A 13,314-nucleotide genomic window follows, 5' to 3' on the forward strand; every position below is an offset into this window, starting at 1 on the left:
TTACGGTGTGGACTACCAGGGTATCTAATCCTGTTCGCTCCCCACACTTTCGCTCCTCAGCGTCAGGTAATGCCCAGAGAACCGCCTTCGCCACCGGTGTTCCTCCTGATATCTGCGCATTTCACCGCTACACCAGGAATTCCGTTCTCCCCTGCATACCTCTAGTCTGCCCGTATCGAAAGCAAGCGCCGTGTTAAGCACGGCGTTTTCACTCCCGACGCGACAAACCGCCTACGAGCCCTTTACGCCCAATAATTCCGGACAACGCTCGCACCCTACGTATTACCGCGGCTGCTGGCACGTAGTTGGCCGGTGCTTCTTCTGTACCTACCGTCACTTGCGCTTCGTCGGTACTGAAAGAGGTTTACAACCCGAAGGCCGTCATCCCTCACGCGGCGTTGCTGGATCAGGCTTCCGCCCATTGTCCAATATTCCCCACTGCTGCCTCCCGTAGGAGTCTGGGCCGTGTCTCAGTCCCAGTGTGACCGGTCACCCTCTCAGGCCGGCTACCCGTCGAAGCCATGGTGAGCCATTACCTCACCATCAAGCTGATAGGCCGCGAGCACATCCCTGGCCGAAAAACTTTCCACCACACACCATGCAGTACGTGGTCATATCCGGTATTAATCACCGTTTCCGGTGGCTATCCCAAAGCCAGGGGCAGATTACTCACGTGTTACTCACCCGTTCGCCGCTCGAGTACCACCGAAGTGGCCTTTCCGCTCGACTTGCATGTGTTAAGCACGCCGCCAGCGTTCGTCCTGAGCCAGGATCAAACTCTCCATTGAAAACTTGCACCCCACACCCACCCCAACCCAAAGGCCAGAACCAGGCACGAGGAAAAAGAGAGCCACATCCCCTGACAAAAAACGAAACTGACAAATTGTCAGAATCATTGTCAAAGAAACCACTGACACCACAACCACCCAACCCCAAAAAAGAGGCCAGACAACCATGAATGCCAACGGGGCAAAACAAACTAATTCGTCGACTAATCAAACACACTGTTGAGTTCTCAAGAATCAGACGCACCCACATCGCGACCCGGTGAGGATCTCGGTTGCGTGAGGCAACTGGTGAAACCTAGCGAGCGACTTTCTGTCGTGGCAAATCCTCGACTGTTTCGCTCTGACCCGGTGGTGTCATCGTGACCGATGACCGCTTCAGGTTGTCCTCCCGGGGCCGAGAGCCCGACCTGACCGGTCTTGCTCCCCGCCGCTCCCTGGCGACAAAGAGAACATTAGACGGCACGGTGGGAACGCGCAAATCGAGATGGTGTGACCGCGCGCACAGTGGTGTTTTCGCAGGTCAGAGGCCTGTTGTGGCAGGTGGTGCGATCATTCGAGCGTGTCGGGCGGTCGTGAGCACCGCCCGACACGGCCTCGGATCAGGCCACCTCGACGCCTGCGAAGTTCTTCTTGCCGCGGCGCAGCACAAGCCACGAGCCGGCGACGAGGTCTTCCCGGGTGGGCTGCAGCTCGAGGTCCTCCACGCGCACGTTGTTGAGGTAGGCGCCTCCCTCGGTCACGGTGCGGCGTGCCTCGCCCTTGCTCTTGGCCAGCCCGGCGGCCACCAGGAGGTCGAGGATCCCGGGCATGTCACCCGCGGGGAGTGTCGTACCTCCTGCTTCGCGGAGCGCGGCAGCCAACGTGGCCGGCCTGATCGCCCCGAGGTCTCCCCCGCCGAACAACGCGGCGGCCGCGGCCTTGGCGTGCTCGACCTCCTCGGCGCCGTGGACGAGCGCGGTGACCTCGTCGGCCAGGCGCTTCTGACCCGCTCGCAGGAACGGCTTGTCCGCCGTCTGCTGCTCCAGGTCCTCGATCTCCTCGCGCGTGAGGAAGGTGAAGACCCGCAGGAGCTCGCCGACCTTGGCGTCCTCGGCGTTGAGCCAGAACTGGTGGAACGCGTAGGGCGAGAGCATCGCCGGGTCGAGCCACAGGGCACCGCCCTCGGTCTTGCCGTACTTGGTGCCGTCCGCCTTCGTCATGAGCGGCGTCGCGATGGCGTGCGCGTGGGCCCCGTCGGCCCGGCGGATCAGCTCGACCCCGGCCGTGAGGTTGCCCCACTGGTCGGAACCGCCGAACTGCAGCGTGACGCCGTGGTCACGGTGGAGGTTGAGGAAGTCCATGGACTGCATGAGGACGTAGGAGAACTCGGTGTAGCTGATCCCCGCCTCGAGCCGGCTCTTCACCACGTCGCGGGCCAGCATCCGGTTGACGGGGAAGTGCTTGCCGATGTCACGCAGGAAGTCGATCACCGACATGGAGGCGGTCCAGTCGTAGTTGTTCACCATCGTGGCGGCGTTGTCGCCCTCGAAGGACAAGAACGGCTCGATCTGGCTGCGGACCCGGTCCACCCAGTCCTTGACGGTGTCGAGGCTGTTGAGGGTCCGCTCACCCGAGTCCCTGGGGTCGCCGATCATCCCGGTCGCGCCGCCCACGAGGGCGTACGGCGTGTGACCGGCCTCCTGCAGCCGCCTCGCGGTGAGCACCTGCACCAGGTGGCCCATGTGGAGGCTCGGCGCCGTCGGGTCGAAGCCCACATAGAACTTGACGCTCCCCTCGCCCAGCGCAGCGCGCAGCGCGTCGCGGTCGGTGGAGTGCGCGATCAGGCCGCGCCACTCCAGCTCGTCGAGGACGTTGGGGGTCGTCACGTGAGTTCCTTCGGGTGGGGTCGCGTTGGTGGTCGGGCACTAGCCTAGAGCCGGTATGCAGGAAGGACGGCACGTGATCGCAGGCAGGTACACGCTCGAGCGAGTCATCGGTCGAGGCGGCTCCGGGACGGTGCACCTGGCACTCGACGAGGTGCTGGGCCGACAGGTCGCGATGAAGCGCATCGGCGTCATCCCCGGCTCGGACAACGCCGAGGTCGAACGTGCCCAGCGCGAGGCCCGCCTCGCTGCCGCGCTCAACCACCCGCACGTCGTGTCGGTCTTCGACCTGGTCGACGAGGACGACGTCCGCTGGTTGGTGATGGAGTACGTCGACGGCGAGACGCTGAGCGAACGCGTCAGGTCCAGCGGCCCGATGGACGCCGCCGAGGCCGCCACGCTGCTCGGCCAGACGGCGGACGCCCTCGTGGAGGCGCACCGCAGCGGGATCGTGCACCGTGACGTGAAGCCGAGCAACATCCTGATCGCGCACGGAGCGGCCAAGCTGAACGACTTCGGCATCGCCCGGTCGGCCGACGACGCGTCGCTCACCCAGACCGGCCTGGTGACCGGGTCGCCGGCGTACCTCGCTCCCGAGGTCGCCTCGGGCTCGTCGGCGACCCCGGCGAGCGACGTCTGGTCCCTCGGCGCGACGCTCTACCACGCGGTCACCGGCAAGCCGCCCTACGACGTCGGCGACAACCTGATCGGCGCGCTCTACAAGATCGTGCACGAGGACCCGCCACGACTGCCCGACGACCACCCGATGGCGGGCCTGGTGTCGGTGATGATGAACCGCGACGTCGAGCAGCGCTGGCCGATGCCCCGCGTGCGTGACGAGCTGGCCCGGTTGGCACGAGGACAGCGGTCCACGGTGGTCCCGGCGCCCGTCGTACCGCAGGCTCCCGGGCACACCGGTGTCCTGCCGCCGGTCTCCCCCGCACCGACTCCGCCGTCGACCCCACGACCCGCGCGACGCGGGTCGCTCAGCTGGGGACTGGTCGCGGCAGGAGCTGTCCTGGCGGTCGCGGCTGTCGTGCTGGCGTACGTCTGGGCCGGGCGCGACACCCCCGAGGCACTCCCCGACGACACCACCGCCGCCGAGTCCTCCTCGCAGACTCCGGAGCCCACCGAGACGACGCCCCCGCTCACGGCCGAGGACACCCGCGAGCAGATGGATGCCTTCATCACCTCCTACATCTCCACCGTGACGACCGACCCCCGCGCAGCGTTCGACCAGCTGACGCCGGAGTTCCAGGACGCCAGCGGTGGCTACGAGGGCTACATCGGGTGGTGGAGCAAGGTGCGCTCGGCCGAGCTCGAGAGCGTCGACAGCAACCCGTCGGACCTCACCGTGGGCTACACCGTCGACTACGTCATGAAGTCGGGCGCCGAGAACACCGACAGCATCCGGCTGCAGCTGCAGCGCCAGGACGACCAGTACCTGATCGCCGGAGAGGGCTAGGCCCCCAGGTCGTGCCGCTCGGCCCACAGCGCGGCCTGGGTGCGGTCGGCCACGCCGATGCGCTGGTAGACGGAGGTCAGGTGGGCCTTCACGGTCCGCTCGGTGATGCCGAGCCGGGACGCGATCTGCTTGTTGAGCAGGCCCGACACCACCAGCCGGAGCACCTCGGTCTCGCGCGGGGACAGCTCGTGGAGGCCCACGTCGGTCCGCGCCGGGCTCGCCCTGCTGATGAGCCGGCGCGCCGCGCGCGGGTCGAGCGGCGACTCGCCCCTGGCCACTGCGCGGATGCCGTCGAGCAGGACCTCGGGCTCGGCGTCCTTGAGCAGGTACCCCACGGCTCCCGCCTCGATCGCGGCGTCGATGCGGGCGTGGTCGGAGAAGGAGGTCAGCACGAGGACCTCGGTGCCGAGCTGCTCGGACACGATCGCGCGGGTGGCCTCGACCCCGTCGAGGACGGGCATCTGCAGGTCCATGACGGCCACGTCGGGGCGGTGCTCGCGGACGAGCGCCACCGCCTCGCTCCCGTCCTTGGCGACGCCGACCACCACGAGGTCGTCGGTGGACTCGATCAGGCCGGTCAGCCCACGGCGTACGACGGCATGGTCGTCGGCCAGCACCACGCGGATCATGCGACCGGGACCTCCACGCGCACCATCGTGCCCGAGCCGGGCGTGGACTCCACCTCCATCGCGCCACCGTGCTCACGCACCAGGCTCTCGGCAGCGCGCAGCCCGACGTGCTCGTCCCCCGCGGCGGTGGTCACGTCGAACCCGACCCCGTCGTCGACGACCTCCAGCACGAGGGCATCGTCCTCTCGACGGACGGTGAGCGACATCCGGGTGGCCTGCGCGTGGCGGGCGACGTTGCGGACGGACTCCTGAGCCACCCTCCAGACGAGTGCCACGGCGGCCGGCGGGGCGTCCTCGTCACCGCTGATGTCGGCGTCGACCTCCACTCCGGCGGCCACCAGCGGTGCGACGAGGTCGTGGACCGCGGCGGAGAGACCGGCGGTGTGCAGGTCCGGCGGGTATATCTCGACCAGGAGTGACCGCAACGAGCGCATGCTCACCCGGAGCGAGCGGCCGACGTCCTCGAGCTCGTCCGCGACGGGCCCGACACCGCGTGCGGCGAGGGTCGAGAGCGCCATCGACGAACCGGCGAGGTCCTGCACGACGCCGTCGTGGAGGTCGCGTGCGATCCGCAGGCGCTCGGCGTCGGAGGCGCGTACGGCCGCCTCGAGCAGGCGCTCGCGCTCGCGGGCGCCGCGCGAGAGCCGTCGGGCGAGAAGCCAGATGAGCGGCGTGGTGAGGGCGACCAGCGCCGCCAGCGCGCCGATGGTGATCGGGAGGAAGCGGTCGAGCACGGCGGCCCGCTGCTGGCCGAGCTCGTCGGCGGTGAAGTAGGCCTCGAAGAGGAGCGGCTCGCCCTCCGGCGACCGGATCCTCGTGTAGACCTCGAGCAGGTCACCTCCGAGCTCGCGCTCGTAGCGGTTCTCGGGCCGGGTCAGGTCGGAGAGCTCCGCGTCCGTCCCGCCTTCCTCGATCACGTCGAGCTCGTCGTCGCCGAGCGGGTAGACCGCACCGATCAGCTCGGTGCGGTCGCTGTAGAGGATGGTGCCGTCGGCCGCCCAGACCTTGATCCGGCGCACGTCGTCCACCAGGAGACGGTCGAGCACCGTGCGGTCGAGGCGGTCGATGGCCGCGGCATCGCCGGTGACCAGGCCCTCCGGGATGGCCGGCTGGGCCACGGAGCGGCCGAGCACGCCGGTGAGCGAGCGGGCATCGGCGATGGCCTCCTCGTCGGCGGCCTCTCGACTGAGGGCGCTGGTGACGAGGACGACGACCACGAGCGTGACGAATCCCGCGGCCAGGAACTGCGCCACGGGATTCGTCAGCCAACGCATGGGGGGCCTTCCGGTGAAGATCAGTAGTTGACCACACCGCGGCAGGTCTGGCCGTCGTGGACGGCTCGGAACACGACCCGGTCGGTGCCGGCGAGGTCGACGACCTGGCGCTCGATGCTGAACGAGCCGCTGCGACCCGTCGTGGTGGCCGAGCCGCGGTCGCTGACGGAACCGTTGTGGCGGATGGCCCAGCGCCACTGCTGGCCGACGGTGTTGCTGTCGATCTCGCCCTCGACCTCGAGGCGACCGTCGTCGGTCTTCACCTTGAGCTTCCAGTCGGCGCCGGCGCTGCAGGCGCCGGTGACGATGACGCGGTCGTCGTCGTCGCTGTGCGCGGAGGCCGCGGTCGTGCCGGCCCCGACGAGGCCGATCGTGACGAGGGCGAGGGGGGCGAGGGCGGTCCTCGAGCGGTGCGTGGTGGTGGTCATGGATCCTCCTGGGTAGGTGGGTCCAGCGTGGTCGTGGCGAGCGGCGGCGGACAGATGTCCGATGGTGCTAGTACCCCCTCGGTGCGCGGTGCCTCACACGGCACTGGTCCCCACGGGTGGTGCGGATGTCCCCCCGAACCTGTCTAGCCTGTGGCGGAGCCAGGAAGGGGCGACTCAGACGTGATTGCAGGTAGGTACACCCTCGAACGCGAGATCGGCCGCGGCGGAGCGGGCGTCGTCCACCTCGGGCGCGACGAGGTGCTGGGCCGGGCGGTCGCCATCAAGCGGATGGGCCTCCTCCCCGGCACGACCGAGGACGACGTGGCGCGCGCCGAGCGCGAGGCGCGCCTCGCCGCCGGCGTCAACCACCCGCACGTGGTGTCGATCCTCGACCTCGTCAAGGACGACGACTGCTACTGGCTCGTGATGGAGCACGTCGAGGGACGGACCCTCACCGAGCTGATCGTGGCCGAGGGCCCGCTGTCGCCGAGCCGCGCGGCCGGGATCATCGCGCAGGCCGCCGACGCGCTCGTCGAGGCGAACCAGGCCGGCATCGTGCACCGTGACGTCAAGCCCAGCAACATCATGGTCGACGACCGCGACCACGCGAAGCTCGGCGACTTCGGCATCGCCCGGTCGGCGACCGACGCGGCGCTGACCAGGACGGGGCTCGTCACCGGCTCCCCCGCCTACCTCGCCCCGGAGGTGGCGTCGGGGTCGGACGCGACAGCTGCCAGCGACGTCTGGTCGCTCGGCGCCACGCTCTGGCACGCGGTCATGGGCAGGGCGCCGTACGACATGGGCCAGAACGTGCTCGGCGGTCTCTACCGGATCGTCCACGACGGTCCGCCGCGGCTGCCCGACGACCATCCGTTGGCGACGCCGCTGGCCGGGATGATGCAGAAGGATCCTGACCAGCGGTGGCCGGTCGCGCGGGCGCGCGACGAGCTGCGCCATGTCGCGCGTGGTCCGGGCCCCGAGCCGCGTCCCGGCGACGACCCCGACCGTGAGGCGACGGTGGGGATGGCCACCGTGCCGGCCCCTGCCGCGCCCACTCCCGTCGCTGGCCCCACCCCCGTCGCCGCGAGCAACGCACCGCCGTCGGGGCGGCGTCCGCTGGCGCGCCTCGCCGCGGTGGCCGCCCTCGTCGTGCTGGTCGGGCTCGGCGCCTGGCTGTGGTGGCCCGAGGACGCGAACCGCGACACCGCTGCCGAGGGGGCCGGCACTGGTCAGAGCCAGCCTTCGGAGCAGCCCTCTGCGTCGCAGGAACCGACGCAGGAGCCGAGCGCGGAGCCCACGGAGGAGCCCACGGCGGAGCCCACCGAGACGGAACCGACCACCGACGCGGCTCCCGAGGGAGATGCCGCAGCGATGGAGGTGTTCGTCGAGGACTACTACTCCCAGGTCACGTCCGACCCGCAGGTGACGTTCGAGATGCTCACCCCGGGGTTCCAGACCGAGAGCGGTGGGTTCGGTCGCTACTCCGGCTTCTGGAGCACCATCGAGTCGGCGAGCGTCTCGGACGTGCGCGCAGATCCCGAGGCCCTGACCACGTCGTACACGGTCCAGTACGTCACCACGTCCGGCCGCACCACCACGCAGCAGGGCCGGCTGCAGCTCCAGCAGAGCGGCGACGGCTACCTGATCGCCGGCGAGGGCTGACCTCGCAGATCGGCACCTCGTAGGGCGGGTGGGGCTCGAACCCACGACCCAAGGATTATGAGTCCTCTGCTCTGACCGACTGAGCTACCGCCCCTCGTGGCGCACCCTATCGGGGGTTCCGTGACGGGCTCACCGGTTGGTGTCGATGCTCGCCTCCATCTCGTACATGTGCTCCACCACGCGGAAGCCGAGAGCCGTGTTGGTGTGGTGCATCGCAGTGTTGGAGGGAGCTGTCCAGGTGTGGACGAGGCGGACGTGCGCGGGCAGGTCGGCGTAGTTGGCGGCCTTGAGCGCGGCACCGAGGCGGTGGCCGCGGTGCTCGGGCATGACCAGGGTGTCGTCCTGCCAGCCGTGGTCGGCGCCGTGGGGCACGAAGAGCAGCGAGTAGCCGCCGAAGACGCCGTCGGGCCGGTGGCGCGCGGCGGCGACGCGGACGTCGTACGACGCGCCGAGGCGCTGCTCCGACGTTGCGAGCCGGGCGTCGTCGAGGACCGTCGCCTCCAGGTCGAGGTCGCCGGTCGGGATGTCGGCGTTCATCTGGTTGCGCATCGCCAAGTAGTCCGCGCGGTGCTCGTCGGGACAGCGTCCGCGCCAGGCGATGAGCTCGTAGTCCGCGGCGATCGGGACGGTGGGCACGGGCAGCTCGGCGAGCAGGTGGTCCTCGCGGTGCTTCTCGACTGCGCCCATCGCTGTGGCGAACGCTGCTCCCGCCCCGGAGACCTCGAGGTCGACGCTGACCTCTCCCCCGACCCGCGTACGACCGGCTGCCCGCGCGCGGTCGACCACCGCCTCCCACAGGGAGCGGCCGGTGCCCTTGCGCCGGTGCGCGGGCAGCACGTTGACCTCCGCCCACGCGACGTCGAGGTTCTCGGTCAACGGGAGCTCGAGGTCGGCGACCCCGACCAGCAGGTCGCCGTCGCGCGCCTCGAGGCGGAGCCGGTCGACGTACGCCCCCGGCCGGGTCGCGGAGACCTCGAAGGCGTCGAAGGCCTGGAGCAGCGCGTGCGGTCGATCGGCGCGGGCCGAGGCCTCCTGCACGTCGTACCAGGCGCGGCGGGCGGCGGGATCGCTGACGTCGAGCTCGCGGATGTCCACCTCCCCATCCGATCCCGCCCGTGAGGTCGTGGGCAAGTCGTTATCGGGGTTCGGCTTCGCCGGCGGCGCGCGGCGTGGGACAGTGATCCGTCTCGGGATGGGAGGTCCTTGGGTGGCAAGGAATCGTGCAGAGCTGCTGACCCCGTCGCAGCGTCACCTGGTGACGCGCTTCGGATACGGCGTGGACGCCGCGCTCGCGAAGGACGTACGCCGTGCGGGGAGCGCGCAGCAGTGGTTCGAGCTGCAGCTCACGCGGCCGGGGTCGTTCCCGGACGGCGACGCCGAGCAGGTCCGCCGCTGGTGGCCCGACCTCGACCGCGGGCCCTCGGAGCTGTGGCAGCGGCAGGCCAAGGAGATCCGCGGCGGCTGGCAGGTCATGGAGGACTACGGCCGGTGGCTGCTGGTGCGGCGCATCCGCACCCGCCGACCCGTGCTCGAGAAGATGACCGAGTTCTGGGAGGGCATGCTCCACGTGCCCGTGAGCGGCGACGCGCACTTCACCTGGCGCGTCGACTACGGCGACACGATCCGCAAGCACGCGCTGGGCCGCTTCGACGAGCTGCTCGTCGAGACCACGACGCACCCGGCGATGCTCATCTTCTTGTCGGCGGCGACGTCGACGAAGCGGGCGCCCAACGAGAACCTCGGCCGCGAGCTGCTCGAGCTGCACACGCTCGGCGCCGGCAACTACGACGAGGACGACGTCAAGGCCTCCTCGCGCATCCTCACCGGCTGGCACGTCGACCTCTGGGAGAGCTGGGCGGCGTCGTACGTCAAGGAGGACCACTACCGCGGCCGGGTGCAGGTGCGCGGGTTCAGCGACAAGAACGCGAAGGGTGACGGGCGCCAGGTCACCAAGGACTACCTCCGGTACCTCGCGCACCACCCCGACACCGCCCACAAGATCGCCGAGCGGCTGGCGACCAAGTTCGTCCGCGACGACCCGCCGCAGGCGCTGGTGAAGCGGCTGGCGAAGGTCTACCTCAAGAACGACACCGAGATCGTGCCGGTGCTGCGCGCACTCGTGGCCAGCAAGGAGTTCCGGTCCTCTGCGGGCGCGAAGCTGCGCGACCCCAGCGAGGACGTGGTGGCGACCTACCGCGCACTCGGCGTCGGGATCGAGCGCCCCAGCAGCGCCGACTCCGGCGTCAACGCGATGCTCTGGCAGGCCTCCGGGCTCGGCCTCTCCCCGCACGCGTGGCCACGCCCCGACGGCACCCCGGTCCACGACGACATCTGGGCCTCGCCCGCGCGGGCGCTCGGGTCGATGAGCATGCACTGGTCGATGGCCGGCATGTGGTGGCCCACGGTCGACCTCGACTACCGCAGGCCGAGCGCCTGGGTGCCTGCCAAGAAGCCGATCCGCTTCAAGGACCTCGTCGACGAGGTCAGTCGCGACCTGCTCCACCGGCCCGCCGGCAAGAACCTCCTGGCGACGGCGTGCCTGGCCACCGGCTGCAAGGCCAGGGAGAAGATCGACCGCGACCACGGCCTCTACCAGTGGGGCTTCCCGCGGCTGCTCGCCGCCGTCCTCGACTCCCCCGACCACCTGGCGTGCTGACATGACGACTCCTGACCCCACGACCACCAGCTCCGGCTCTTGCGGCTGCCCCGACTACGACGAGGCGCGCACGCTCCTGAGCCGCCGCGCCGTGCTCGGCACGGCTCTCGCCGGCGGGGCGATGGCCCTCGGACCGGGTCTCGGCGGCTCCGGCCCCCGGGCGTACGCCGTCACCGGGCGACCGGCCACCCGCCTGTCATCGGCGACCGGCTCGGTGCTCGTGCTGCTCTCCCTGCGCGGTGCTGCTGACGGACTCTCGCTCGTGGTGCCGCACGGCGACCCGGCCTACTACGCCGCGCGCCCGCGCATCGGCATACCTCAGGCCTCGCTCCTGGCACCGGACGCGATGTTCGGGCTCCACCCGGCGCTCGCGCCCCTGCTCCCGATGTGGGACGCCGGGACGCTGGCCGCGGTGCACGCCACCGGCATGGCGACGCCCAACCGGTCGCACTTCGCGGCGATGGAGGCCATCGAGGACGCCGCACCCGGGTCGACCGAGCGCAACGGCTGGCTCAACCGGCTCCTCGGAGACCTCCCCGGCGCCTCGCCGCTGCAGGGCACGGCGATGGGCAACCAGGTCCCGACGTCGCTCTTCGGCAGCAACCCGGCCTTCGTCGTCGGCCGCGTCGACCAGGCCAAGGTCGCCGGGACCGAGGAGGACGGCCGCCGACTGGCATCGCTGGCCCACGCCTGGAAGGGCAGCGGACCGATGAGCCGGGCGGTCCGCGACGCGATCTCCGGCGCGGAGACCTTCGGTGCCGCGCGCGACCTGCCTGCCGGCACCCCCGCCACCGCCTACCCCGGCACGGGGCTGGGCAAGGCCCTCTCCGACGTGTCGCGCATCGTGCGCTCCGGCGTCGGCGCAGAGGTCATCACCGTCGACCAGGGCGACTGGGACATGCACACCGACCTCGGCACGGTCGAGTGGGGAGAGATGAGGCGCAACGCCGGCGACCTCGCCGCCTCGATCGCTGCCTTCTTCGCCGACCTCGGACCCGCTGCGGACCGGGTCACGCTCGTGACGCTGAGCGAGTTCGGCCGGAGGGTCAAGGAGAACGACGACTACGGCACCGACCACGGCTACGGCAACGTGATGTTCGTGGCCGGCGCCGGGGTGAAGGGCGGGCGCTACTACGGCTCGTGGCCCGGGCTGACCGACTCCCTCGACGCCGACGTCCTCGTCACCACCGACTACCGCAGCGTCCTGACGGAGGTCGTGACGCGTCGCTTCGGGGTCTCGGTGGCGCAGGTCTTCCCGGGCTTCGCGCCGTCGGCCATCGGCGTGATGGCCTGACGGCTCACACGACCCGGACCGGGTGGCGCACGACCGCGTCGAAGAAGTAGCCCTGGGTGTTGAAGACGGCCTCGAGCGGCTGGGTGCGGCCCCGCTCGTCGGTGGCGCGCGCGAGGATCTCGTGGTGTCCGGGTCGCGGGTTGCCCCACCGCACCGACCACCGGGTCCACCCCTCGTCCTGGCGCGACCTGCGGTCGAGCACGGCCGGGCGCCAGCTCGTGCCGCCGTCGAGGCTGACCGAGACGCGACTGATCCGGCCCGCGCCGCTCCACGAACGACCGGTGAGCGTCACCGGGCGTGAGGGCAGGACCGCGTCACGGGCCAGCTCCCAGGCCGAGCGCACCGGGTTGACGGTGAGCGGCGGTGAGTCGACGGGCCACTCCGGCCCGGTCATCCGGTAGAAGGTGGTGTTCCACGGCGACGTGAGCGCGGAGCGCGAGACCTCGAGCGAGCCGAGCCACTTGATGCTCGCGATGCCGACCCAGCCGGGCAGGACGAGGCGCAGCGGGTAGCCGTGGTCGGGCAGGAGGTCCTCGCCGTTCATCCCCCAGGCGAGGACCGCGTCGTCGAGCGCCTTCGAGACGGGGAACGGGCGGCGCACGCGGCCGTAGTCCGTGCCGCCGGAGACGAACGGGTCGTCGAGCCCGGCGGCCTCGATCGAGACGGCGTCGGGCGCCAGGCCGATCGAGGCGAGCACGTCGCGCAGGCGTACGCCGGTCCACCGCACCGTCCCCACGGCGCCCAGCGTCCACGCGGTGCCGGAGACGGTCTGGCCCTGCTGGTCCTTGAAGAGCCGGCGGCCGTTGCCGGTGCACTCGAGGACTGCGGTGTGCTCGTGGTGGGGCAGGCGCTGCAGGTCGTCGAGGGTCAGCGAGAGCGCCTCGCCCTCGGCGCGCGACGTGGCCAGCCCGTCGCCGTACACCCGCAGGGCGTAGCCGGCGCGGGTGATCTGCGGTGTGCGGGTGTGGTTGCGCACGAACAGCCGGGACTGCGGCGTGAGGTAGGCCTTCGGGTCCACCGAGCTCCACAGCATCTCGGCGTTGGTGCCGAAGTCGGTGAAGTACGCCGGCGGCGTCGGCTTGAGGATGAAGGGCGCGGCGGCGCGGGCGGGCGCCGCGCGCCACCCGGACGCCGGGGCGAGGGCGGTGGCGCCGGCGACGGCGGCAGCGGTCAGGAACCCGCGACGGGTCGGAGCGATCGAGGTCATCCCGCGACCTTATACGAGTAAGTCACCGGTTTCACTACACAACACTCGT

10 protein-coding genes, 1 tRNA gene and 1 rRNA gene are annotated in these 13,314 nt (G+C 70.4%); 4 read left to right on the top strand and 8 right to left on the bottom strand.

Annotation, left to right across the window (positions count from 1 at the left end; genetic code table 11):
• Positions 1-788 (bottom strand): 16S ribosomal RNA (locus BM127_RS07735); the annotation flags it as partial.
• A 599-nt stretch (positions 789-1,387) separates the two neighbouring features.
• Positions 1,388-2,653 (bottom strand): tyrosine--tRNA ligase, encoded by a 1,266-nt coding sequence (tyrS, locus tag BM127_RS07740; RefSeq protein ID WP_091196970.1) that lies wholly within the window; start codon positions 2,651-2,653, stop codon positions 1,388-1,390.
• A 73-nt stretch (positions 2,654-2,726) separates the two neighbouring features.
• On the opposite strand from tyrS, the gene BM127_RS07745 reads away from it, so the two are divergent.
• Positions 2,727-4,115: a serine/threonine-protein kinase gene (locus BM127_RS07745; protein ID WP_175507352.1), complete on the top strand. Its 1,389-nt coding sequence runs from the start codon at positions 2,727-2,729 to the stop codon at positions 4,113-4,115.
• Here the strand turns inward: BM127_RS07745 and BM127_RS07750 are convergent.
• From BM127_RS07750 to BM127_RS07760, 3 genes are read right to left on the bottom strand one after another with little or no spacing between them, the layout of a single operon-like run.
• Entirely contained in the window at positions 4,112-4,744 is a 633-nt protein-coding gene (locus BM127_RS07750; protein ID WP_091196976.1) for a response regulator, read from the bottom strand. The two genes, BM127_RS07745 and BM127_RS07750, sit on opposite strands and share 4 nt — an antisense overlap.
• Positions 4,741-6,018, bottom strand: coding sequence for a sensor histidine kinase (locus tag BM127_RS07755; RefSeq protein WP_091196979.1), 1,278 nt, complete (start codon positions 6,016-6,018; stop codon positions 4,741-4,743). Before BM127_RS07755 ends, BM127_RS07750 begins: the two co-directional genes overlap by 4 nt.
• Positions 6,019-6,038: 20 nt before the next feature.
• Positions 6,039-6,446: a hypothetical protein gene (locus tag BM127_RS07760; protein WP_091196982.1), complete on the bottom strand. Its 408-nt coding sequence runs from the start codon at positions 6,444-6,446 to the stop codon at positions 6,039-6,041.
• A 180-nt stretch (positions 6,447-6,626) separates the two neighbouring features.
• Here BM127_RS07760 and BM127_RS07765 point away from each other — a divergent pair, with 180 nt between their 5' ends.
• The gene (locus tag BM127_RS07765; protein WP_175507353.1) at positions 6,627-8,108 is read left to right on the top strand and encodes a serine/threonine-protein kinase; all 1,482 of its coding nucleotides are present in this window, start codon (positions 6,627-6,629) and stop codon (positions 8,106-8,108) included.
• Positions 8,109-8,128: 20 nt separating this feature from the next.
• Here the strand turns inward: BM127_RS07765 and BM127_RS07770 are convergent.
• Positions 8,129-8,202: transfer RNA gene (locus BM127_RS07770), tRNA-Ile, on the bottom strand.
• A 35-nt stretch (positions 8,203-8,237) separates the two neighbouring features.
• Entirely contained in the window at positions 8,238-9,203 is a 966-nt protein-coding gene (locus BM127_RS21835; RefSeq protein ID WP_139227688.1) for a GNAT family N-acetyltransferase, read from the bottom strand.
• A gap of 160 nt (positions 9,204-9,363) precedes the next feature.
• Here BM127_RS21835 and BM127_RS07780 point away from each other — a divergent pair, with 160 nt between their 5' ends.
• Complete coding sequence (locus tag BM127_RS07780) at positions 9,364-10,764, top strand: DUF1800 domain-containing protein (protein ID WP_157829552.1); 1,401 nt, start codon at positions 9,364-9,366, stop codon at positions 10,762-10,764.
• 1 nt (position 10,765) lies between these two features.
• Complete coding sequence (locus BM127_RS07785; protein ID WP_091196992.1) at positions 10,766-12,058, top strand: DUF1501 domain-containing protein; 1,293 nt, start codon at positions 10,766-10,768, stop codon at positions 12,056-12,058.
• Between the two features lie 4 nt (positions 12,059-12,062).
• On the opposite strand, the gene BM127_RS07790 is transcribed toward BM127_RS07785, so the two are convergent.
• Entirely contained in the window at positions 12,063-13,265 is a 1,203-nt protein-coding gene (locus BM127_RS07790) for a sulfite oxidase (protein ID WP_091196995.1), read from the bottom strand.
• Between the last annotated feature and the right edge of the window lie 49 nt (positions 13,266-13,314).

The sequence above is a fragment of the Nocardioides alpinus genome (assembly GCF_900112035.1).
GTDB lineage: Bacteria > Actinomycetota > Actinomycetes > Propionibacteriales > Nocardioidaceae > Nocardioides > Nocardioides alpinus.